The organism is Amycolatopsis sp. WAC 01375 (assembly GCF_003947325.1).
Classification (GTDB): domain Bacteria; phylum Actinomycetota; class Actinomycetes; order Mycobacteriales; family Pseudonocardiaceae; genus Amycolatopsis.
Genome location: NZ_QHHW01000024.1, coordinates 108,723 through 134,793, shown reverse-complemented (window position 1 = coordinate 134,793; position 26,071 = coordinate 108,723). Strand labels below are relative to the sequence as shown.

General features: G+C 70.1%; 5 protein-coding genes. 3 read left to right on the top strand and 2 right to left on the bottom strand.

The genetic code is table 11. The features are described from left to right. Together DL991_RS12680 and DL991_RS12675 are read right to left on the bottom strand one after the other, a co-directional pair. Positions 1-963, bottom strand: coding sequence for an RNA polymerase subunit sigma-70 (locus DL991_RS12680; protein WP_125784239.1), 963 nt, complete (start codon positions 961-963; stop codon positions 1-3). 100 nt (positions 964-1,063) lie between these two features. Beyond that, positions 1,064-2,011, bottom strand: a complete 948-nt coding sequence (locus tag DL991_RS12675; RefSeq protein ID WP_125784236.1) for a methionyl-tRNA formyltransferase — start codon at positions 2,009-2,011, stop codon at positions 1,064-1,066. 137 nt (positions 2,012-2,148) lie between these two features. On the opposite strand from DL991_RS12675, the gene DL991_RS12670 reads away from it, so the two are divergent. Genes DL991_RS12670 through DL991_RS12660 form a run of 3 tightly spaced genes read left to right on the top strand, consistent with a single transcriptional unit; the run spans position 2,149 to position 25,971 of the window. Further along, complete coding sequence (locus DL991_RS12670) at positions 2,149-3,492, top strand: lysine N(6)-hydroxylase/L-ornithine N(5)-oxygenase family protein (RefSeq protein WP_125784234.1); 1,344 nt, start codon at positions 2,149-2,151, stop codon at positions 3,490-3,492. Between the two features lie 46 nt (positions 3,493-3,538). Next, positions 3,539-25,765, top strand: a complete 22,227-nt coding sequence (locus tag DL991_RS12665; RefSeq protein WP_125784232.1) for a non-ribosomal peptide synthase/polyketide synthase — start codon at positions 3,539-3,541, stop codon at positions 25,763-25,765. Further along, complete coding sequence (locus DL991_RS12660; RefSeq protein ID WP_125784230.1) at positions 25,762-25,971, top strand: MbtH family protein; 210 nt, start codon at positions 25,762-25,764, stop codon at positions 25,969-25,971. The genes DL991_RS12665 and DL991_RS12660 overlap by 4 nt, the downstream gene beginning before the upstream one ends. Positions 25,972-26,071: the final 100 nt, after the last annotated feature.

The window sequence follows — 26,071 nt, the reverse complement described above, 5'->3', positions numbered from 1 at the left end:
TCATCCCTCCAGGGTGGCGTCCAGGCCGAAGGCCGGGAACAGGTGGCTGTCGAACGTGGTGAACTCCGCGGCCTTGCCCTCGACGACGCGGACGAGATCGAGTTTGAACGCGCGGAAGACGGTGTCGCCGGGACGCCGGAGGTACGAGGCGAACGCGGGCATGCGGTTGGCGTCGACCGCGACGGCGCGCCATTCGCCCATCTCCTCGGCGATCCCGCCGAGCCGGGCGAGGTGTTCGAGCCCGATGTAGCACTGGGGTTCCGGCGGCATGGTCACGCGGACGTCGTCGCGGACCAGACTGCCCAGCGTGCCGAAGTCGCCGCTGTCGTGTGCTTCGATGAGCCGCCGGACCAGCGCCCGTTCCTCGTCGGACGGTGCGACGGCGGACCATTCCCCGCGTTGCTGCGGGAGGCGTTCGCGCAGGGTGGCGCGGCCGCGTTGCAGGGCGCTGTTCGCGGCGGGGACGGAAAGGTCGAGCAGGTTCGCGGTTTCGGCGGCCCGCCAGCCGAGCACGTCGCGCAGGATCAGCACCGCGCGCTGCTGCGGCGGCAGCAGCTGCAGGGCCGCGAGGAAGGCGAGTTCGATGGTCTCCCTGGCGACGGCGAGCGCGTCCGGTTCGGCCTCGGGCGGCGCGATCTCGTCCAGCAGCCGGTCCGGATACGGCTGGATCCAGGGGACTTCGGCGAACGATCGCAGCGACGGCACCCGGCGTTCGCTCTTGCGGATCGCGTCGAGGCAGGCGTTGGTGGCGATCCGGTACAGCCACGCGCGGAAATTGCCGCCATCGAACGTGTCCAGTCCGCGCCACGCGTTGAGCAGCGCCTCCTGGACGACGTCCTCCGCCTCGTCGAACGAGCCGAGCATCCGGTAGCAGTGGACGTGCAGTTCCCGCCGGTGCCGTCCGGTGAGCGCGGCGAAGGCGGTTTCGTCGCCCGCCTTCGCCGCGGCGATCGTGTCGGTCATGGCGCCTCCCATCGAGTGTTCTTACCCGATGTAACGGCGCCCTTCGCGGGAACTCATCGGTCCCGCGATGACTTTTTTCGCGGGACGGTCAAGCGGCAGGTCAAGGCCGGGTGGTGAGGTATCCGCCCATGGTGCGGAAGTAGTCGTTCGCGGCCAGTTCGGTGCCGTCCTCGGTCCGGACCCGCTCGATGACGAGACCGTGCGAACGGCCGCGGCGCGCTTCCGGTCCGGCGACGATGACGACACCTTCACCCTCACGGATGAAGATCCGCCCGGGAGTCCCGCCGTAGTGACCCACCGACACCGAGGAGCGGACGACGCGCAGTTGCTTGCCACGGTGGTAGGTGAAGGCGTTGGGGTACGGGTCGGACTGCGCGCGCACCAGCCGCTCGATCTCGTCGGCGGGCCAGGACCAGTCGATGAGACTGTCTTCGAGGGCACGCTTGTGGAAGAAGCTGGCCTTCGACCTGTCCTGTTTGACCGGTGTGTAGTCCCCGCTCGCGATGAGCTCGATCGCCTCGGTGGTGATCGGGGCGATGAGGTCGACCGTCCGGTGGAAGAGATCCGTCGTCGTGTCCTTCGGGCCGACCTGGACCGACCGCTGCAGCACGATGTCGCCCGCGTCGAGGTCGGCGTCCATCATGTGGGCGGTCAGGCCCACTTCCTTCTCACCGTTGATGAGCGCCCAGATCAGCGGCGAGAAGCCGGCGTACGCGGGCAGCAGCGAGTCGTGGACGTTCAGCGTGCCGTGGCGCGGCATCTCGAAGATCTCGGGCGGTAGCCAGGTGCGCCAGTTGTTGGCGACGATCAGGTCGAGATCGGCTTCCTTCAGCTCCGCCAGCAGTTCGGCGTCGTCGGGACGCTGGCGCAGCAGCGCACGGATCCCGTTGGCCTCGGCGAGGTCCGCGACCGAGTCGGACCAGATCTTCTCGTAGGCGTGGTCACTCTTCGGGTGGGTGACGACAAGGGCGACATCGTGCCCCGCGTCGATCAACGCCCGCAGGGTGCGGTGTCCCCAGGTCTGGTATCCGAACATGGCGACCCGCATGGGACCGGCCTCCTCCTGGTCGAGGGATGAACATCACCACTGAAAGTACTAGTTGAGCCTCACCTAACTTAGGTTAGGGTTCCCTGGTCTTTGTTGCGAAGTACCGAGATGCGGCTGAGCCGCGCTAGGGGTTCAAGATGGCACGAGCAGTGGTCGGTGAACGGGTTCCGGTCTACGACGTGGTCGGGGTCGGGTTCGGGCCTTCCAACCTGGCGCTCGCCATCGCCGTCACCGAGCACAACGGCGCGTCCGGAACGGAGACGGTCACCGCCCACTTCCTCGAGCGGCAGCCCCGGTTCGGCTGGCATCGCGGGATGTTGATCGACAACGCGACGATGCAGGTCTCCTTCCTCAAGGACCTGGCGACGATGCGGAACCCGACGAGTTCGTTCAGCTTCCTGTCGTATCTGCACAGCAAGGACCGGCTGGTCGACTTCATCAACCACAAGAACCTGTTCCCGTTGCGGATCGAGTTCCACGACTATTTCGAATGGGCGGCGGAAAAGGTCGACGACCTGGTTTCCTACGGCACTGAAGTACTTTCGGTGACGCCGGTCTTCGACGGCGACGAGATCGTGTTCTTCGACGTCCACGCCCGCACCGGCGGCGAACTGGTGAACCTGCGCGCCCGCAATCTGGTGATGAGCACCGGGCTGCGGCCGAACCTCCCCGAAGGTGTGACACCGGGCACACGGATCTGGCACAACAGCGAACTGCTGCACCGGCTCGAAGGCATGGCCGCCGAAGAGCCGCGCCGGTTCGTCGTCGTCGGAGCCGGCCAGAGCGCGGCCGAGGTCAGCGCGCTGCTGTACGACCGCTTTCCCCGGGCCGAGGTGTGCGCGGTGTTCGCGCGGTACGGCTACAGCCCGGCCGACGACAGCGCGTTCGCCAACCGCATCTTCGACCCCGAGGCGGTCGGGCGGTACTACGAGGCGCCGGAAGCGGTCAAGGAGCGCCTGATGCGCTACCACGGCGCGACCAACTATTCGGCGGTCGACATCGAACTCATCGACGAGCTGTACCGCCGCGTCTACCGCGAGAAGGTGCAGGGGATCGAACGGCTGAAGCTGATCAACGTCTCCCGTCCCACCGAGGTCACCGACACCGGCTCCGAAGTGCGGGTGACCATCGAGGCGCTGGAGACCGGGGAGCGGACCAGGATCGACGCCGATTTCGTCGTGTACGCCACCGGGTACAGCCCGGCGGACCCGACGCCGTTGCTCGGTGAGCTCGCCTCCGCCTGCACGCGCGACGACGAGGGCAGGCTCCGTGTCGAACGCGACTACCGGATCGTCACGGAACCGCCGCTGGACGGCGGGATCTACCTGCAGGGCGGCACGGAGCACACGCACGGCATCACGTCGTCGCTGCTGTCCAACACCGCGGTCCGCGTCGGGGAGATCCTCCAGTCCATTGTGGACAGGCGAGCCGCCGACGTGTCCCGGCCCGAGTACGCGGTCAGCGGGACCGGGCCCGCCTGACCCGCATACGACGTTTCGAGTTCTTGAACGGTGGAGGCAAACCCCGATGAACCGCGGTTTTCCCCTGACCCCGGCACAGCAGGGGATCTGGCTCGCCCAGCAGCTCGACCCGGCCGACCCGGTCTACACGATCGGCTGGGTCACGGAGCTTCGCGGAGACGTCGACATCGCCCGGCTGGGTGAGGCCGTTCGGCGGGCCATCGCGGAGGCTGAGTGCCTGCACGTGACGGTCGGACTGGAAGGCGACACGCCGGTCCAGCGTCCGGCCACTCCCGGTGAGGTCGCCGTCTTCGACTTCACCGGCGAGCCGGATCCGGAACGGGCGGCCGAGGAGTGGGCGCGAGCCGAACTGGCCGTGGTCGCCGATCTCGCCCGAGGGCCGCTGACCGCGCACACGCTGCTGGTGCTGGCCGCGGACCGGGTCCGCTGGTTCCAGCGCTACCACCATCTGGTGATGGACGCGTACGGGCAGGCGGTCCTGACCCGCCGCGCGGCGGAGCTCTACTCGGGCACCGCCGACGAGGTTTCCTGGCCGCTCTCGGGGTTCGCCGAGGCCGACCATGACGGGCAGGCCGACCGCGCCTATTGGCTCGGCGAGCTCGCGGGCAGGCCGAACCCGGTGCGCCTGCTCGGCCGCGCGTCGTCCGGGCGGATCCGGTTGCGACGGCATACGTGGGAGCTGCCCGCGGCGAAGTCCGGGACGTTGCGGAAGTTCGCGCTCGACGCCGGAACGAGGCTGTCCCGCGTCGCGATCGCCGCGGTGGCGGCCTACGCCCACCGGGTGACCGGTGCCGAAGACCTCGTCCTCGGCCTGCCGGTCACCGCGCGCACCACCCGCGCCCTGCGCGAGCAGCCGGGCATGGTGTCCAACGTCCTGCCGCTGCGGCTGACCGTGCGGCCCGAGACGACGCCGGCGCGCCTGGTCGACCAGGTCGCGAAGAAGGTCTCCGCGCTGCTGGAGCACAGCCGGTACCGCGGTGAGGACCTCGCCCGCGAACTCGGTGCGAGCGGTGGGGTGCACGAACTCGTCGGGCTGAGCGTGAACTACATGGCCGTGGACGGCGAACTGGCGTTCGGCGACGCGAGCGCCACCGTGCACAACCTCGAACTCGGCCCGATCAGCGACGTCGCCATCGCCGTCTACGACGCGGGTGAGGGACGAGGGCTGCGCTTCGACTTCGACGCGGACGCGCATGTCTCGTCCGACGACGAACTCTCCGAGCATCGCCGCCGGTTCGCCGCGGTGCTGGACGCCCTGGTGGCGGGCCCGGACCTGCCGCTGGCCGCGATCGACCTGCTCCCAGCGGAGGAACGGGCCGGGGTGCTGGAGCTCGGGACCGCGGTCGCGGACTCGCCGGAGGTGTCCTGGCCCGAGGCGTTCGACCGGGTCGTGGCACGGAAACCGGAGGCCGAGGCCGTCGTCTGCGAGGACGTCCGGCTGACCTACGCCGAGGTCGACGCCGCCGCCAACCGTCTCGCCCGGCTGCTGCGGCGACGCGGCGTCGGTGACGAGGACGTCGTCGCCGTGGCGATGCCGCGTTCGACCGATCTCATTGTCGCGCTCCTCGCCGTCATGAAGGCCGGGGCCGCGTATCTCCCGCTCGACCTCGACCATCCCGAGGATCGCCTCGCGTACATGCTCGCGCACGCGGGCGCGAAAATTGTCGTGTCCACAAAGGATGAAGCCGCTCAGCTGCCGTCCGGTGTGGACGTCGAGCGGGTTCTTCTCGACGATCCGGCGATCACCGCCGAACTCGCCGCACTGGACGCGTCCACTGTGGACGTGACCGGAATCTCGCTGAACCAGGCCGCGTACGTCATCTACACCTCGGGCTCGACGGGGAAGCCGAAGGGCGTAGTCCTGTCCCACGACGGGATCGGCAGCCTGATCAGCACGGCGACCGAACGGATCGGCATCGGCGAGGACAGCCGGGTGGTGCAGTTCGCCTCGACCGGATTCGACGTGACGGTCTGGGATCTGGTCATGTCGCTGTGCGTCGGCGGAACGCTGATCGTGGTGCCGTCGCACCGCCGGGTCGCGGGCGTCGAACTGACCGGCTACATCGCAGGCAACGCGGCGACGCACATGATTCTGCCGCCGTCGCTCGTCGCGGCACTGCCACCGGAGTGCGAACTGCCGAAGGGTGCGGTGCTGATCGTCGGCACCGAGACCGTCCCGCCGGAACTGATCGCGCGCTGGGCGGAAGACCTGAACGTCGTCGCCGCGTACGGGCTGACCGAGGCGACGGTGAACTCGACGTTGTGGGCGGCCGAGCCGGGCTGGACCGGGCCCATCCCGATCGGCCGACCGGACCCGAACACCCGCTGCTACGTCCTCGACACCGCGTTGCGGCCGGTCCCGGTCGGCGTCGAAGGGGAGTTGTACGTCGGTGGCCGCGGTCTCGCGCGGGGATACGCCGGGCGTCCGGGGCTGACGGCGGAACGGTTCGTCGCGGATCCCTTCGCCGGCGGCGGCCGGCGCATGTACCGCACCGGGGACCGCGTCCGCTGGCGCGCGGACGGGAACCTGGACTTCTTGGGCCGCAGCGATCACCAGGTCAAGATCCGTGGGTTCCGGATCGAACCGGGGGAGATCGAGTCCGCGCTCGCCGGATACGCCGGGGTCGACCGGATCGCCGTCGTGCCGCGCGAGGTCAAACCGGGGGATCGGCGCCTGGTGGCGTATGTCGTCCCGGAGGCGGACGGGTCGCCGTCGCTGCTGAAGGAGTTGCGGAGCCACGCGGAATCGGCGCTGCCGCACTACATGGTGCCGTCGGCGTTCGTGGAACTCGACCGGCTGCCGATCATGCCGAACGGCAAACTGGACCGCACCTCGCTGCCCCTGCCCGACTTCGGCGCCGCCGCCACCGGCCGCGCGCCGCGCACCGAGCGGGAACGGATCCTGTGCGACGTCGTCGCGCGGGTCCTCGGGCTGGACTCGGCGGGCGCGGATGACGACTTCTTCTCCCTCGGCGGTGACAGCATCCTGTCGATCCGGCTGGTGCTGGGCGCGGCGGAACACGGCCTCGCCATCACGCCGCGCCAGGTGTTCCAGCACCGGACTCCCGAAGCGCTCGCCGCCTGCGCGGAAGCCGTGTTCACAGAGTCCGCCGAGTCCACTGTGGACGAGCGACCGCTGCTGGAGCTCACCGGTGCCGAACGCGCGGCGCTCGCCGAGTACGCCGACGTCCTGCCGGTCACGCCGTTGCAGGAAGGATTCTTCTTCCACGCGGAGTTCGAAGGCGGCACGGCCGCCGACATCTACACGGTGCAGGAGGTGCTCGACCTCGAGGGGGACGTCGACGCCGGCGCGCTGCGCCGATCGGCACAGGCGCTGCTGGACCGGTACTCGTCGCTGCGGTCGGGCTTCCGGCAGCTCGACGGCGGTCGGGTGGTCCAGACGGTGACCCGGCACGCCGAACTGCCCTGGCGCGAGGTAGCCGCCGATGACGCCGCGGAAGCCTTCGAGGCCGATCGTGCGCGCCGGTTCGACTTCGCCCGGCCGCCTCTGCTGCGGGCGACCTTCACGCGGCTCGGGGAAGGTCGCGCCAAGCTGGCGCTCACCTTCCACCACATCATCGCCGACGGCTGGTCGGTCGTGGTGCTGCTCCGCGAACTGCTGGCGGGACACGCGGGCACTCCGCTCCCGGAACCCGGCACGCGCGCGGACCACCTGCGGCGGCTCGCGGCGCGCGATCACGAGGCTTCCCGCGAAGCCTGGCGTGCCGCATTGTCCGGAGCGGACGAACCCACCCGGCTGATCGAAGCCCGGGACACGGCCGGGCGACGGCCGTCGCGGCTGCACCTGAGCCTCGGCGAGCGGGCGACGGCGGAGCTGTCCGCCATGGCACGCGCGCACGGGCTCACCCTCGGCACCGTCCTGCACGGCGCCTGGGGACTCCTGCTCGGCGGGCTCACCGGCCGGGACGACGTGCTGTTCGGTAGCACGGTCTCCGGCCGCGACAGCGGTGCCGCCGGTCTCGAGTCGGCGGTCGGCCTGTACATCAACACGGTGCCGGTGCGGCTGCGCTGGTCCGCGTCCGAAACCGTCGCCGCCGTGCTGCGGCGGCTGCAGGACGAGCAAGCGGCCTTGCTGGAGCACCAGCATCTCGGCCTCGGCGAACTGCAGCGGATCGCCGGTGCCGGGCAGGAAGAACTGTTCGACACGCTCGTGGTCGTCGAGAACTTCCCGCGTGACGACGAGCGCGCGTCCGGACCCGTGCGCCTCACCGGCGTCGAGGTCACCGACGCGGTGCACTTCCCGGTCGCGGTGATCGCGACCCCGGGTGAAGACCTGGGGTTCAGCCTCAAATTCGACGCCGCCCGGGTCGACGCGGTCGCGGCAGGGCAGCTCGCGGAACGGTTCGTCCGGCTGCTGGAGACGCTGACCGCGAACCCGGGCCTGCCGGTCGCCGCCCTCGACCTCCTTTCGCCCGCCGAACGCGGCCGCCTGGCCGAACTCAACGCGACCTCGCATCCGGTGCCCGAGCGCACGCTGGCCGAGGCCATCGCCGAGCAGGCGGCCAAGACACCGTCCGCGACGGCCGTGCTGTTCAAGGACACCGAACTGTCCTATGCGGACCTCGACGCACAGGCGGAGAACCTGGCCCGCCGGCTGCGTTCCCTTGGCGCCGGTCCCGAAGAGGTCGTCGCCGTCGCCGTGCCGAGGTCGGCCGAGCTGATGGTCGCCCTGCTGGCCGTCCTGAAGGCCGGGTCGGCGTATCTGCCGATCGACCTGGACTACCCGGCCGACCGGCTCGAATACATGCTGGCCGATTCCGGTGCGCGGCTCGTGCTTTCCGAACCTGGGACGGCCGCGCGGATCCCCGCCGTCGCCGGGCTGACACAGGTTTCCGTGACCGGCGAACCCGTCGCCGACGATGTCCCGGGTGTGGCCGCCGGACCCGACAACACCGCGTACCTGATCTACACCTCCGGCTCGACAGGGCGGCCGAAGGGCGTGGCCGTCACGCATCGCGCGATCGTCAACCGGCTCGCGTGGATGCAGCACGAGTACCGCCTCACGGCCTCGGACCGGGTGCTGCAGAAGACGCCGTCGAGTTTCGACGTGTCCGTATGGGAATTCTTCTGGGCGCTGTGCGAAGGCGCGACGGTGGTGATGGCCGAACCGGACGGCCACCGCGACCCGGCCTATCTCGCCAGGGTGATCCGGGAACGGGAGATCACCACCCTCCATTTCGTCCCGTCCATGCTCGCCGCGTTCCTTGGCAGCGACGAGGTCACCGGCGACCTGGGCTCGTTGCGTCAGGTGTTCTCCAGCGGCGAGGCCTTGACCGGCGAGACCGCCGCGCGCTGGCGCTCGCTCACCGGCGTCCCGTTGCACAACCTCTATGGCCCGACCGAGGCCGCAGTGGACGTGACCTTCTTCGACGCCACGGGTTTCGAAGGCGCGTCCGTCCCCATCGGACGTCCGGTGTGGAACACGCGGGTGCACGTCCTCGACGGCTGCCTCCGCCCGGTGCCCGACGACGTGGCCGGTGAGCTGTACCTCGCCGGTGTCCAGCTGGCCCGCGGCTACCACGGGCGGCCCGGTCTGACCGCCGAACGCTTCGTCGCCGACCCGTTCGGCGAACCGGGACAGCGGCTGTACCGGACCGGTGACCTGGTCCGCCGCCGCGCAGACGGCGAACTCGAATACCTCGGCCGCACCGACCGTCAGGTGAAGATCCGCGGTAACCGGATCGAACTCGGCGAGATCGAAGCCGTGCTCGCCGCGCAGCCGGATGTCACGGCCGCCACGGTGGTGGCGAAGGACGGCGCGCTCGTCGGCTACGTCGCAGGCGGAGCGGATCCGGAACTGTTGCGAGCCGCCGTCAGCGAGGCCTTGCCCGCCCCGATGGTCCCGCGGGCGTTCGTCGTCCTCGACGAGTTCCCGTTGACCCCCAGCGGAAAGCTCGACGTCCGCGCCTTGCCCGCGCCCGAGGTCGGCGTGCCCTCTGCCGCGCCCGAGAACGACCAGGAACGCGCCATGGCGCGGATCTTCGCGGACGTCCTCGGCCTGGACACCGTCGGCGCCCACGGGGACTTCTTCCTGCTGGGCGGCGACAGCATCTCGTCGATCGCCGTGTCGAGCCGCGCCCGGCGGGCAGGCTTCGAACTGAGCCCCAAGGACGTTTTCGAACTCCGGACCCCGGCCGCGCTCGCCGCTTCCGCGACGCCGGTCGAGCCGGTGGCCGACGCCGACGGTGCCGGCGCGCTCCCTCTCCTGCCCGAAATGCTTCGATTGCGGGAGCTCGGTGAGGCGGTCCAGCCGGAGTCCGTGTTGCTGACCCTGCCGAGCGGAGCCGACGTCGAGACACTCGCCGCGGCCCTGCAACTCGTCCTCGACCACCACGACGGCCTGCGACTCGAATTGTCGAGGGTCGCTTCGGTGCTGTGGTCGCTCGAAATCCGTCCACAAGGGACGGTTCAAGCGACCGACCTGCTTCGTCATGGGACCGGGTCCCTCGAAGCCGAGTACCGGGGCGCCGTGGACAGGCTCGCGGACCACCTGCTGCAGGCCGTCTGGTTCGACGAGCCGGGCAGGTTGCTCTTGGTGGCGCATCCCGCGCTGCTCGACGCGCGGAGCTGGACAACGCTGGCAGCCGATCTCGCGGTCGCCTGGCAAGCAGTGATCGGCGGTCGTCCGCCGGTGTTCACCCCGGTTACGAGTTCGCTGCGGACCATCGCCCGTCGGATCACCGAGAGCGCACAGGATCCGGCGCTGCTCGGCGAAATCGAGCACTGGGCCGAGACCTTGACGCCCGGCTCCATCGAGATTTCCGGCGACGTCACCGAACGCCGCGTCACGCTGTCCATCGAGGACACCGGGACACTCGTCGACTCGCTGCCGTCCACTGTGCACGGCGACGTGATCGACGTTCTTCTGACGGCGCTGAAGGCCGCCGTCGACGATGATCTCCTCGTCGACCTGCACGGACGCGTGGTCGCGGTGGACACCGTCGGCGCGTTGACGTCGGTCCGCCCGGTGCGGATCATCGCGTCCGGCGAACCGCTCGCGATGCTCAAGGCCGTCAAGGAGACGGTCCGGAAGACGCCCGAAGGCTACGGTCCGCTGCGTTACCTCAATGCCCAGACCGGTCCGCTGCTCGCCGGACTCGCGAAGCCGTCGATCGCCTTGCGCTACGACGGCCGGATCCCGGCCGGACCGGGGGAGTGGCAGGTCGCCGGGCACGCGGCGGTGCCCCCGGCGGGCGACCACGTCCTGCGGATCGGCGTCGCCTGCGAGGAGACCGAGTACGGGCCGAGGCTGACGGCGACGTTCGCCGGCCCGGCCGGAACGCTCGCGGACCGCTGGGTCGCCGCCTTGCGGGAGCTCGCGGCGGTGGACACGGACGCGACGGTGGGGCTCACGCCGTCCGACCTCGAACTGGTGTCACTGACCCAGGAGGAGATCACGCGCGTCGAGCGGTTCAGCCCGCTGCCGGTCGCCGACGTCTGGCCGCTGTCCCCGCTCCAGGAAGGCCTGTTCTTCCACTCCAGCTACAACTCCGACCGCGTCGACATCTACACGATCCAGGAGGCGATCGACTTCGGTCACCGCCTGGACACCGACCGGCTGCGGGCGGCGGTGTCCGCGCTGCTCCGCCGGATCCCGAGTCTCGGCGCCGGTTTCACCAGCGAAGGACTGCGAGGACCGGTCCAGTTCGTGGCGGCCGACGTCGAGCCGCCGGTGTCCGAAGTGGACCTTTCGACGCTGCCCGAAGACGAGCGGCGGGAGCGGCTCGACGAACTGATGGCCGAGGACCGCGCGACGCGGTTCGACCTCGGCTCCCCGCCGTTGTTCCGCATGAAGCTGATCCGGCTCGGGGACGGGCGCGACCGGGTGGTGCTGAACCGGCATCTGCTGCTCTGGGACGGCTGGTCCGCCTGGCTCTTCATCGAGCAGCTGTTCGCGCTGTACGACCTCGGCGGGGACGACCGCACGCTGCCCGCAGCCGGGTCCTATGTGGACTTCCTGCGCTGGCTCGACCGCCAGGACATCGAGGCCGCCACGGGAGCGTGGCGGGAGGCGCTGTCAGGTTTGGCGGAGCCGACCGTCATCGGTCCGGAGGGCCGGGATCTGGTACCGGCCACCCCGGTGAACCTGGACACCGTGCTCCCGGCCGACCTGGGCCGCGGATTGCGTGAGCAGGCCAGGCGGCACGGCCTGACCGTCAACTCCGTGCTCAACGCGGCCTGGGGCCTGGTCCTCTCGACGATGACCGGACGGCACGACGTCGTGTTCGGCGCCGCGGTCGCGGGCAGGCCCGCGGCGGTGCCCGACATCGAGAACACCATCGGCCTGTTCCTCAACACCGTGCCGACCCGGGTGCGGCTCGACGCGGCCGAGTCGGTTCTGGACCTGGTACGCCGCTTGCAGTCCGAGCGGATGGACCTGACCCCGTACGAGTTCATGAGCCTCGGTGTCCTGCAGCGGGAGGCCGGGCACCGCGTGCTGTTCGACACGCTCTTCGTGCTGCGCAACGCAGACGGTGACGAACGGCGCGACGGACTCCGTCACCGGCACGGCATCACCGGCCTGCTCAACATCGACGCCACGCACTACCCGCTGACACTGGTGGTCACGCCGGGCGAGGAAATCCGGATCACGCTGTCCTACCGGGACGACGTCATCGACACCGATGAGGCCGCCTCGGTGCTGGGCCGCTTCACGTCGCTGGTCGCGCAGATCGTCGACGACCCGGCGAAACCGGTCGGCGCGCTGGCCACGGTGTCCGCTGAGGACCGCGCCGCGCTGGAGGCGGGCTGGGCCGAGGCCGAGCACCCGGTCATCGAGGACACGATCGCCGACCTGCTGGCGGTTCAAGCGGAACGGACGCCGGACGCGACAGCGTTGGTGTTCGGGGCCGAACAGCTCACCTACGCGGAACTCGACGCGCGCATCAACCGGATGGCCCGGTTGCTGCTGGCGAAGGGGGCCGCGCCGGAGCAGGTGATCGCGCTCGGCCTGCCCCGGTCGATCGACATGGTCGTCGCGCTGTTCGCCGTGCTGCGCACCGGCGCGGCGTACCTGCCGCTGGAACTCGACTACCCGGCCGACCGGCTCGCGGTGATGCTGGAGGACGCGCGGCCGCTGTGCCTCGTGTCCACAAAGGACGTCTCGGCGACACTGCCTGATGACGTCCCTCGCGTGCTCGTCGACGACCACGAAGACAGGGCGTTCGGCGGCGGCCCGATCTCCGACGCCGAACGCCCGCTGTTCGCACGAGGCCGCGCGGACCGCATGGAACATCCGGCGTACGTCATCTACACCTCGGGCTCCACGGGCAAACCCAAGGGCGTCGTCACGCCGTACCGCGGCCTGACGAACATGCAGCTCAACCACCAGGGCGCCATCTTCGCCCCGGCCATCGCTTCGGCGGGCGGACGGCGGCTGCGGATCGCCCACACCGTGTCGTTCGCCTTCGACATGTCCTGGGAAGAGCTGCTGTGGCTCGTCGAAGGGCACGAGGTCCACGTCTGCGACGAGGAACTGCGGCGGGACGCGCGGGCGCTCGTGGCGTACTGCGACGAGCACGAGGTCGACGTCGTCAACGTGACGCCGACGTACGCCCACCTGCTGATCGAGGAAGGGCTCCTGGAGGGACACCGGCCCGCGCTCGTGCTGCTCGGCGGCGAGGCGGTGTCGGAGTCGGTGTGGAACCGGCTGCGGGACACCGACGGAACCTACGGCTACAACCTGTACGGCCCCACCGAATACACGATCAACACGCTCGGCGGCGGCACGACCGACAGCGACACCCCCACCGTCGGCCAACCGATCTGGAACACGCGCGCCTACATCGTCGACGCCTGGCTCCGGCCGGTCCGGGACGGGGTCGCGGGCGAGCTCTACATCGCGGGTGAGGGACTGGCCCGCGGCTACCTCGGCCGCCCCGGCCTGACCGCCGAGCGGTTCGTCGCCGACCCGTTCGTGCCAGGGGGCGGGCGCATGTACCGCACCGGTGACCTGGTGCGCCGCCGTCCGGACGGGAACATCGACTTCCTCGGCCGCACCGACGACCAGGTCAAGATCCGCGGCTATCGCGTCGAACTCGGTGAGATCGAGACCGCGCTCAGCCGGTACCCCGAGGTCGCGCAGGCCGCCGTCCTCGCGCGGCCCGACCCGTCGGCGCCCGGCCTGCAGCGGCTCATCGGCTACGTCGTCCCGGCCGAGCTGAGCGGTGACGCGCGGGCCGAGGCGGAGGCCGACCAGGTCGGCGAATGGCAGCAGATCTACTCCGACGAGTACACCGAGATCCCGACGGCCCTGTTCACCGAGGACTTCGCGGGCTGGGATTCCAGCTACGACGGTGCTCCGATCCCGCTGGAGCACATGCGGGAATGGCGGCAGGCGACCGTCGACCGGATCGCCGAACTGAAACCGGAACGAGTGCTGGAGATCGGTGTCGGCACCGGTCTGCTGATGGGGCAGATCGCCCCGATCGCGCGGGAGTACTGGGGCACCGACCTCGCCGCGCCGGTGATCGCGAAGCTGAACCGCGAGCTGGAACGGGATCCGAAGCTGGCGGCCAAGGTGAACCTGCGCGCCCAGCCGGCGCACGTGTTCGACGGCCTGCCCGAGGGCCGGTTCGACACCATCGTGATCAACTCCGTCATCCAGTACTTCCCGAGCGTCGACTACCTGACCGGCGTCATCACGAAGGCGATCGGCCTGCTCGCGCCCGGCGGTGCGCTGTTCGTCGGCGACGTCCGGAACCTGCGCCTCGCCCGCGCCTTCCACACCGCGATCCAGCTCACCCGCGCCGACGCCACCTCCGACGTCGCCCAGGTGCGGCGCGCGATCGAACGCGGTGCCGCGCTGGAAAAGGAACTGCTGATCGACCCGGACTACTTCACCGCGCTCGCGCGGCGGCTTCCGGACGTCGCCGCGCAGGTCCGGATCAAACGGGCCCGGCTGCACAACGAGCTGAGCCGGTACCGCTACGACGCGGTCCTGGTCAAGGCGCCCGCCACGACCCTTTCGGTCGCCCAAGCGCCACGCCTGTTCTGGGACGAGGTGGGCTCCGTCGCTGCACTGCAAGCCCGGCTGGCCGGTGCCGAAACGCTGCGCGTGAGCCGGATCCCGGACGCCCGGCAGGCTCCGGAGGTCGAGGCGACACGCGCCCTGGACGCCGGTGCGCCGCTCATCGACGTCCTCGCGTTGTTCCGTGGTGACGACGGCATCGAACCGGAGGACGTGCACGAACTCGGTGACCGGCTCGGGTTCCGGGTGTACTGCACCTGGTCGGCCGACGGTTCGTTCGAGGCGGTGTTCGTCCACAAGAGACAGCCGGACTCACTGGTCACCGGTGTGCATCAGCCCGTCTCGGTCGGTACGAACCTGGCCAAGTACACCACGAGCCCGACGGCGGCCCGCGGTGGCGGCGAACTGGTACAACGCCTGCGCGATCGGCTCAAGACGGAACTGCCGGACTACATGGTCCCGGCCGCGTTCGTCACGCTGGGCGCGCTGCCGCTGACCGACAACGGCAAGCTCAACACACGGGCGCTCCCGGACGCCGACCAGACCGTGCGGCTCACCGAAAGCCGACCGGCCGAGACCGCCGAAGAAGAGACGCTGTGCGCGCTGTTCGCCGAGGTCCTCGGACTGGACGGGATCGGCGTCGAGGACAACTTCTTCGACCTCGGCGGACATTCGCTGCTCGCCACCCGGCTGATCAGCCGCGCCAGGACCGAACTCGGCGCGGAACTGGCCATTCGTGACCTGTTCGAGGCGCCGACGGTGGCCGAGCTGGCCGCTCGCGCGGGTGCCGGTGAACCGGCGCGGCCGGCGGTGGTCCGTGCCGAGCGCCCCGAACGCGTCCCGCTTTCGGCGGCCCAGCGCAGCCTTTGGCTGGTCGACCGGATGGAAGCGAACGCCGTCGCGTACAACTTCCCGCTGACCTTCCGCTTGCGGGGCGACCTTGATCTCGGCTCACTCCGGCTGGCGCTGGGCGACGTCCTCGGCAGGCACGAAGTCTTGCGGACCGTGTTCATCGAGCACGACGGGGAGCCCTACCAGAGCGTTCTCGACGCGCCCGAGATCCCGTTCGCCGTGGAGGAGTGCGACGAGGCCGGGTTGGAGGCCCGCATCGCCGAGCTCTCACGGACACCGTTCGACCTGGCACGGGAGATCCCGGTCAGGCTGCGGGTGCTGCGCCTCGGCGAAGGCGACCACGTGATCTCGCTGGTCTTGCACCACAGCGCGACCGACGAATGGTCCGACCGTCCGTTCCTGGGCGACCTGACCTCGGCGTATGAGGCCCGGCTCGGCGGAGCGAGTCCAGTGTGGACAGCCCTGCCAGTGCAGTACGCCGACTTCGCGTTGTGGCAGAAGGACTTCCTCGAACAGCGCGGCGTCGCCCAGGTCGCCTTCTGGGCAGGCTCCTTGAACGGCGCACCGGACGAGCTGACGCTGCCGCTGGACCGCCCGCGTCCGCTCCGGCCGACCGGACGGGGCGGGAAGGTCAAGTCCCGGCTGTCCGGCGAGCTGTCGACAGCCGTGCGAGACCTGGCGGCGAAAGCCGGGGCGAGCCCGTTCATGGTGCTCCAAGCGGCGGTGGCCGCACTGCTGCACCGGACCGGCTCCGGGGACGACATCCCGCTCGGTGCCCCGATCGCGGGACGCACCGACGCGGCGCTCGACGACCTGGTCGGCTTCTTCGTGAACACGCTGGTGTTGCGGACCGATCTGTCCGGCGAGCCGACGTTCGTCGCGCTGCTCGACAGGGTGCGTGAGGCGGATCTCGCCGCGTTCTCGCACGGTGACCTGCCGTTCGAGCGCGTCGTCGAGGAGCTGAACCCGCCCCGGGTGCCGGGCCGCAACCCGCTGTTCCAGGTGATGGTGGGCTACCACCGGCAGAGCGACGCGCACGACGTGCTCGGGCTGCCCGCCGAGTGGTTCGAGATGGACACCGGCATGGCGAAGTTCGACCTGCACTTCACGATGGTCGATGGCGGGGACACCGCCACGCTGATGCTGGAATACGCCGAGGACCTCGCCGACGAGTCGACGGCCGAGCGGCTGCTCACCCGCCTCACGTCGCTGCTGGAACAGGTCACGGTCGAACCGGACCGGTCCGTCGCGGCGCTTGACGTCCTCGTCGGTGATGAACTCGCGTGGGTGACCGAGTGGAACCGCACGGCTCGTGAGGTCCCGGTCGCGACCCTGCCGGAGTTGTTCGAGGCGCAGGTGGCTCGGACGCCGGACGCTACTGCCGTGGTGTTCGAAGGCTCGGAGCTTTCGTATGCGGAGTTCAACGGACGGGCGAATCGGCTGGCGCGGTGGTTGGTCGAGCGGGGTGTGGGTGCGGAGTCGGTGGTGGCGGTGTCGCTGCCGAGGTCGATCGATCTGGTCGTCGCTTTGTACGCGGTGCACAAGGCCGGTGGCGCTTACCTGCCGGTCGACCGCGACTACCCGGCGGACCGCGTCGCGTTCATGCTCGAAGACGCGGCCCCCGCTGTCGTCCTCGACGAACTGCCCGTTTTGGACGGCTACTCCGTCGAGAACTTGGGCCGCGTAGTGGATTCTTCGTCTCCGGCGTACGTGATCTACACGTCGGGTTCGACGGGTCGTCCCAAGGGTGTGGTGGTGCCGCATTCCGGCATCGTGAACCGTCTGCTGTGGATGCAGGACGAGTACGGCCTCACCGCTGACGATCGGGTGTTGCAGAAGACACCGTCGAGTTTCGATGTGTCGGTGTGGGAGTTCTTCTGGCCGCTCATCACCGGCGCGACACTGGTGGTCGCCAAACCCGAGGGACACAAAGACCCGGCGTACCTCGCGGAGCTGATCCGCACCGCCGGGATCACCACCGTCCACTTCGTCCCGTCGATGCTCGCGCTGTTCCTGGAAACCGCGGAGTGCGCGGGGTTGCGCCGGGTGATCTGCAGCGGCGAGGCACTGCCGTCCGAACTGGCCGCCCGCGTCGACGTCCCGCTGTACAACCTCTACGGCCCGACCGAAGCGTCCGTCGACGTGACGGCATGGCGGGCCGGTGCCGAGACGACGCCGTCCGTTCCGATCGGACGTCCGGTGTGGAACACGCGGACGTACGTGCTGGACGCGCGGCTGAACCCGGTCCCGCCGGGCGTCCCCGGCGAGCTCTACCTCGCCGGCGTGCAGCTCGCTCGCGGGTACCTGGCCAGGCCGGGGCTGACCGCCGAGCGGTTCGTCGCCGACCCGTTCGGTGGCCCGGGCGAGCGCATGTACCGCACCGGGGACCTCGCGCGCTGGTCGGCCGACGGCGTCCTCGAGTTCCTGGGCCGGGTCGACGACCAGGTCAAGATCCGCGGCTTCCGGGTCGAACTCGGCGAGGTCGAGGCGGCGCTGACCGCGTCCGGGTCCGTCACGCGTGCCGTGGTCGTCGCCAGGGAAGACCGGCTGGTGGCCTACGTCGTCGGCTCCGCGGACGGGCTTCGTGAAGCAGTGGCGACGAAGTTGCCGGAGCACATGGTGCCGTCGGCGTTCGTCGTGCTCGACGAGATCCCGCTGACCCCGAACGGCAAATTCGACCGAAAGGCGCTCCCCGCGCCCGAGTTCGCGGCCACCGAAGGCCGGGAACCGCGGAACGCCCGCGAAGAAGCCCTGTGCGCGTTGTTCGCCGATGTGCTCGGCGTCGAGCAGGTCGGGATCGACGACGGGTTCTTCGCGCTCGGCGGGCATTCGCTGCTGGTGATGCGCCTGGTCAGCCGGATCTCGGCCATCATGGACGCCACGGTGTCGGTCCGCGACGTCTTCGACGCCCCCACCGTCGCGGCGCTGGCGGAACGGCTCGCCGACCCCTCGGACCGGCCGGCCTTGAGCGCCGGGGACCGGCCGGAAGTCTTGCCGCTTTCGCCCGCGCAGCAACGGTTGTGGTTCCTGTACCAGCTCGAAGGGGTCACGCCCACCTACAACATCCCGCTCGCCTGGCGTCTGCACGGCGAGCTGGACGGGGACGCGCTGCGCGCGGCGATCGGCGACCTCGTCGAGCGGCACGAACCGCTGCGGACCGTGTTCGCCGAGGAGGGAGGCGTCGCGGCGCAGCGGATCCTGGCCGACGCACGTCCGGAGGTCCGCTTCGAGGACGCGGGTGACCTTTCGGCGCGGTTGTCCGCCGAAGCCGGCCGTGGATTCGCCCTCGACGCGGAACTCCCGATCCGGGCCACGGTCTTCACCGTGTCCGCGCGGGAACACGTCCTGCTGCTCGTGATCCATCACGTGGCGACGGACGAGTGGTCACAGGGACCGCTGATGGCGGACCTGGCCAAGGCCTACGAGGCGCGTCTGGCCGGAGTCGCTCCACAGTGGACGGACCTTCCGGTCCAGTACGCGGATTACGCGCTGTGGCAACGCGAACTGCTCGCCTCGACGGCCTCCGGACACCTCGAGTTCTGGCAGGAAGCACTGGCCGACCTGCCCGGCGAACTGGCCCTGCCGGTGGACCGGCCACGACCGGCCGAGTCGAGCCATCGTGGCGGTCTCGTCACGTTCCCGATCGACGGAGGGCTCACCGAGCGTCTGCGTGCGGTCGCCCGGCGGTACGACGTCAGCATGTTCATGCTGGCGCAGGCCGCCGTCGCGGCACTGCTGCACCGACTCGGCGCCGGGGACGACATCCCGCTCGGCGCGCCGAGTTCCGGCCGCGTCGACGAACGACTGGAGCCGCTGATCGGCTTCTTCGTGAACTCGCTCGTCCTGCGCACCGATCTGTCCGGCGACCCGGCGTTCGGCGACCTGCTCGCCCGGGTGCGCGCGACGGATCTCGCCGCCTTCGAACACCAGGACCTGCCGTTCGAGCGCCTGGTCGACGCGGTCAACCCGGAACGGTCACTGGCCAGGCACCCGTTGTTCCAGGTGATGGTGGTCTACCTGCCCGAATCGGGCGACGGATGGGAACTTCCCGGCCTTAGTGCGGTCCAGGAGGACTTCGCACAGGGCGTGGCGAAGTTCGACCTCGAATTCGGGTTCCTGGAGAACAGCGCCGGGATCTCGGGCGCGATCGAGTACAGCGCCGACCTGTTCGACCACGCCACGGCCGAGTCGTTCGCGCGGCGGCTGGTCGCCGTTCTGGAGCAGGTGGCCGCCGATCCGGCGATCCCGGTCGGCGAACTCGACGTCCTCGGCGAGGACGAGCGCACGCTGCTCAAGCTTTGGAACGACACCGCGCACGACGTTCCGCCGGTGACGTTGCCGGAGTTGTTCGAGGCGCAGGTGGCGCGGACTCCGGACGCTTCTGCAGTGGTGTTCGAAGGCTCGGAGCTTTCGTACGCGGAGTTCAACGCGCGGGTGAATCGGCTGGCGCGTTGGTTGGTGGAGCGGGGTGTGGGTGCGGAGTCGGTGGTGGCGGTGTCGCTGCCGCGGTCGCTCGATCTGGTCGTCGCGCTGTACGCCGTGCACAAGGCAGGGGCGGCGTATCTGCCGCTCGACACGGACTATCCGGCCGACCGGCTGGCGTTCATGCTCGACGACGCGTCACCCACGGTCGTGCTTGATACCTTGCCTGACCTCGATGGCTACTCCGGAGAGAATCTGAACCGGGTGGTGGTTCCGTCGTCTCCGGCGTACGTGATTTACACGTCGGGTTCGACGGGTCGTCCCAAGGGTGTGGTGGTGCCGCATTCCGGCATCGTGAACCGGTTGTTGTGGATGCAAGCCGAGTACGGCCTCACCGCTGACGATCGGGTGTTGCAGAAGACACCGTCGAGTTTCGATGTGTCGGTGTGGGAGTTCTTCTGGCCGCTCGTCACCGGGGCGACACTGGTGGTCGCCAAACCGGACGGTCATCGCGATCCGGCGTACCTCGAAGCGCTGATCCGGGACCAGCGGATCACGACCCTGCACTTCGTCCCGTCGATGCTGGAAGCGTTCCTCGCCGAAGATCCGGGATGGCACGACGTCCGCCGGGTCCTGTGCAGTGGCGAGGCGCTGCCGCCGGAACTGGCCGCCCGAGCCGGCGTCCCGCTGCACAACCTCTACGGCCCGACCGAGGCATCGGTGGACGTGACCTCGTGGGAGGTCGTCGATGACACCGTCCCCATCGGACGTCCGGTGTGGAACACCCGCGTCCACGTGCTGGACGCCAGGCTCCGGCCGGTTCCGCCTGGCGTGGCGGGAGAGTTGTACCTCGCGGGTGCGCAGCTCGCGCGCGGCTACCTCCGCCGGGCAGGACTGACCGCCGAGCGGTTCGTGGCGAACCCGTTCGCCGCGGGGGAGCGCATGTACCGCACGGGAGACCTCGCGCGATGGCGTGCCGACGGCGCGCTCGAGTACCTCGGCCGCGCCGACGATCAGGTCAAGCTGCGCGGGTTCCGGATCGAGCTGGGCGAGATCGAGTCCGTGCTCTCCGCGCGGGTGGTCCTGCGGGAGGGCAGGCTCGTCGCCTACCTGACCGGCCCGGCCGACGTCGAAGAGACCCGGCGGCTGGCCGAGGCCGCTTTGCCGGAGTACATGGTGCCGTCGGCGTTCGTGGTGCTGGACGAGTTCCCGTTGACACCCAACGGGAAGCTCGACCGCAAGGCCCTGCCCGCGCCGGACTTCGCCGTCGCGGTCACCGGCGACGCCCCGCGCACTCCGCGCGAAGAACTGCTGGCGTCGCTCGTCGCCGGTGTGCTCGGGCTGGAGAAGGTCGGCGTCCACGACGACTTCTTCCGCCTCGGCGGTGACAGCATCGTCGCGATGCAGCTGGTCGGCCGGGTGCGGAGCGCCGGGCTGCTGCTCAGCCCGCGTGACGTCTTCCGGCACCGGACCGTCGCGGCGCTGGCCGAGGTCAGTTCGGTGCGGCTCGACGCGGCCGCGCCGGCGGACGGGAAGCCGTTGGTGGAGCTCGAAGCGGGCGAACGCGCCGAGATCCTCGACGTCGCGCCGGACACGGCCGAGGTATGGCCGCTGACGCCGTTGCAGGCCGGGTTGCTCTTCCACGCGACGATGGACGGCGACGGCCCCGACGTCTACACCGTCCAGGTGTCGTTCGATCTCGAAGGACCGCTCGATCCCGCGCGACTGCGCGAGGCCGCTCAGTCCCTCGTCGACCGGCACGCGGTCTTGCGCACCGGCTACCGCTACCTCGCTTCCGGCCGTCCGGTCGCGTTGGTGACGCGTTCGGTTACGGTTCCTTGGCGTTTCGTGGACTCGGCGGGCGACTTCGAAGCGGAGACGGCTCACGACCGGCGCCGCTTCGATCCGGCGGCCGCGCCGCTGCTGCGGTTCCTGCTCCTGGCCTTGCCGGACGGACGGCACCGGCTGGTGTTCACCCACCAGCACGTCCTGCTCGACGGCTGGTCGGTGCCGCAGCTGTTCGCCGAGCTGTCCCAGCTCTACGCCGGTGCCGACGCGGCGCCGTCACGGCAGTACCGCGACCATCTCGGCTGGCTCGGGGAGCAGGACCGGGAGGCGGCGGAAGCCGCTTGGCGGCAGGCGCTCGACGGACTGACCGAGCCGACGCACCTCGTCCCGCACGACCCGCAGCGGACCCCGGCCCTGCCGGACCGGTCGTCACTGGAACTGACGGAGCAGGCGACCGAGGCGCTGGCCGGCTTGGCCCGCTCGCGCGGTCTGACCCTGAACACGCTGGTCCAGACCGCGTGGAGCATCGTGCTCGGCAGGCTGACCGGTCGGTCGGACGTCGTGTTCGGCGCGACGGTCGCCGGGCGCCCGCCGGAACTGGCCGGGGTCGAGCGGATGCTCGGCCTGTTCATCAACACGATCCCGGTGCGGATCGTGCTCGACCCGGCCGAGAAGCTGGGCGTCCTCCTCGACCGGGTCCAGGACGAACAGTCCGGATTGCTGGCGCATCAGCACTTCGGGCTCGCCGACATCCAGCGCGGCGCCGGGCTGGGGGAGCTGTTCGACACGCTGATGGTGTTCGAGAGCTATCCGGGCGCGGACGAGGATGAAACCGGTGCCGGGCTGCGCGGCGAGATCGTGCGCCACGAGGACTCGACGCACTATCCGCTCACCTGGGCGGTGGAACCCGGCGCGCGGCTGAAGCTCACGGCCGAGTACCGCTCCGACCTGTTCGACGCGGGCCTGCCGGAACGGCTTCCGGCCGCGATGGAACGGGTACTCGCCGCCATGGTGTCCGATGTGGACGCCCCGGTCGGCAGGGTCGATATCCTGACCGAGGCCGACCTCGACCTGATCGTGCGCGAGTGGAACGGGACGGCGCTCGCCGTCGAACCGTCCACTGTGGCCGGTCTGTTCGAAGCGCAGGTCCGGCGTTCGCCAGACGCGACGGCGGTGGTGTCCGGCGAGGTCTCCTTGACCTTCACCGAGCTGAACGAACGCGCCAACCGGCTCGCCAGGGCGCTGGTCGCCCACGGCGTGGGCCCGGAGGATTTCGTCGCCTTGGCGCTGCCGCGTTCGGCGGACGTGCTGCTGGCGATCCTCGCGGTCCACAAGGCGGGGGCGGCGTACCTGCCACTCGACCCGGATTACCCCGCCGAACGGCTGGCCGCGATGCTCGCCGACGCGCGGCCCAAGGTGATCCTGACCGAACCCGAGCTGCTGGAGTCGTTGCCCCGGACCGAGATCGAGACGCTGGCGCTGTGCGCGCTCGTCACCGAGGACCGGCAGGCGCACGACCTGACCGATCGGGACCGGGTCCGCCCGCTGGACCCGGAGCATCCGGCGTACGTGATCTACACGTCGGGTTCGACGGGGACGCCCAAGGGGGTCGTCGTCCCGCATCGCGGTGTGGTGAACCTGTTCCACAGCCACCGGGCGACGTTGCACCGGCCCGCGGTCGAGGCCGCCGGCAAACCGCACCTGCGGGTCGGGCACGCGTGGTCGTTCTCCTTCGACGCCTCCTGGCAACCGCAGCTGTGGCTGCTCGACGGGCACGCCGTGCACATCGTGGACGAGGAGACCCGGCGCGATCCGGAGCTCCTTGCCGCGATGATCTCCCGGGACGGCTTCGACTTCATCGAGGTCACGCCGTCGTTCTTCGCGCAGATGGCGGAAGCGGGGCTGCTCGACGGCGACCGGTGCCCGCTGGCCGTGATCGGTGTCGGCGGCGAGGCGGTGCCCGAGAGCCTGTGGCGCCGTCTGGCCACTTTGGACGGAACCGAGGCCTTCAATCTCTACGGGCCGACGGAGTCCACAGTGGACGCGTTGGTCGCGCGGATCGGCGACAGCGAGAAGCCGCTGGTCGGTCGTCCGGTCGCGAACACCCGCGCCTACGTGCTCGACGCGGCGCTGCGGCCGGTACCGCCCGGGGTCACCGGCGAGCTGTACCTCGCCGGCTCCGGTCTCGCCCGGGGCTACCTCGGGCGGGCGGCGCTGACGTCGGAGCGGTTCGTGGCGGATCCGTTCGGCCCGGCGGGCGCCCGGATGTACCGCACCGGCGACCTCGCCCGCTGGACCGCGGACGGTCGGCTGGACTTCGGCGGCCGCGCCGACGACCAGGCGAAGATCCGCGGCTTCCGGGTCGAACCCGGCGAGATCGAAGCCGTGCTCGAACGGCACGAGGACGTCGCACAGGCCGTCGTCCTGGTGCGTGAGGATCGCCCACGGGTCAAGCAGCTGGTGGCCTACGTGATGTCCACTGTGGATCTCGCGGACCTGCGACGATTCGCGGCCGAGACCTTGCCGGAGTACATGGTCCCGGCGGCGTTCGTCGCGCTCGACGCGCTTCCCGTGTTGTCCAACGGGAAACTGGACCGCAAGGCGCTGCCCGCGCCGGACTACTCGGAGCTGGCCGGAGGCAGGGCGCCGGAGACCCCGTTGGAGAAGACGTTGTGCGGGCTCTTCGCGGAGGTGCTCGACGTGCCGGAACTCGGCGCCGACGACGACTTCTTCGCTCTCGGCGGGGACAGCATCGTCGCGATGCGGCTGGTCGGCCGGGCTCGGGCGGCCGGGCTGAAGATCACGCCGCACGAGGTGTTCGCGCGCCGGACCGTCGCGGCGCTGGCCGAGGTCGCCGAGAGCCTGACGGCCGACGACGTCATCGCGCCGACGCCGATCATGCACGCGCTGCGCGAACTGGGCGGGCCGATCGACGGTTATCACCAGGCGGCGTTGCTCCAGACGCCGCCCGGGATGACCGGTGAGCAGCTGAAGGCCGTGCTCGGCGCCGTCGTCGCACGGCACGACATGCTGCGCGCGCGGCTCGACCGGTCGGTGGACGGCTGGGCGCTCCGTCTGACCGAATCCCTCGACGTCCGTATCGAACGCGTCGAGGTCGAAGGTGATCTGTTCTCTCTGATCGAGCGGCACGCGGAGCCGGCTCGCGCCAGGCTCGACCCGGACGCCGGCGTGATGGTGAGCGCGACGTGGTTCGACGCGGGATCGTCGGGACCGGGCCGGTTGCTGCTGATGATCCATCACCTGGCGGTCGACGGTGTCTCATGGCGGATCCTGTTGCCGGATCTCGTTTCCGCTTGGGACGCGGTCGCTCTCGGCCGGACGCCAGAATTGTCCCCAGTGGACACTTCGTTCCTGCGGTGGTCGCAAGTACTGTCCACACAGGACCGTGAGAGCGAACTGGGCCGGTGGAAATCCGTGCTGGGCGGCGGAGACCCGCTCCCGCTGGACCGGCCGCTCGATCCCGCGCGGGACGTGCAGGGAACCGTGAAGATGGTGTCGCTGACCCTGCCCGCCGAGCGGACGGCCCCGCTCCTGTCCCGTGCGACCATCAACGACGTCCTGCTCACCGGTCTCGCGCTGGCCGTCACCCGGTGGCGCGGGGACGGGGGGCACGCGGTGCTGGTCGACGTCGAGGGACACGGCCGCGAGGAGGAACTCGCCCGTGGCGCGGATCTTTCGCGGACGGTCGGCTGGTTCACCACCGTCGTCCCGGTATGCCTCGACCTCGGCGACCTCGACCTGGACGACGCGTTCGCGGGCGGAGCCGCCGCCGGTGTCGCGCTCGAGCGGGTCCGGGCGCACCTCGACGGGCTGCCGGACGGCGGCATCGGGCACGGTCTGCTCCGGTACCTCGACCCGCGCACCGGTCCTGAACTCGCGAAGTTCGCGAAGCCGCAGATCGAGTTCAACTACCTGGGCCGGATCGGCGTCCCCGAGGCGACCGACTGGTCGTACGCGGCGGAAGCCGAAGCGGCCGAACTCGGCGCGGACGACGCGATGCCCGTCTCGCACGCGCTGACGATCAACGTCCTGACCGAGGACCGCCCCGGCGGCCCCGAACTGGCCGCACACTGGTCATGGCCGGAGGCCGTGCTGACCGAAGAGTCGGTGCGGGAACTGGCGGAGGGCTGGTTCCTCGCGCTCGACGCGCTCACCCGCCGGGCTGATTCACCGGCTGTACAGAAGGAGAACAAGGAATGACGAACCCGTTCGAGAACCCCGACGGCACGTACCTCGTGCTGGTCAACGACGAGGGCCAGCACAGCCTGTGGCCCGAGTTCGTCGAGGTCCCGGCGGGCTGGACCACGAAGTTCGGCCCGGCCTCGCGTCCGGCGTGCCTCGAGTACGTCGAGACCAACTGGACCGACCTCCGTCCCGCTTCGCTCGTCAAGGCCATGGAGTCCTGATCCGCTTCGGTCCGTGAAGGCGTCCTTGAGGGACTCTGGGTCCCTCAAGGAGGCCTTCACGGACTTGCGTTGTTCAGAATCGCGACCGAATTCGTCCATA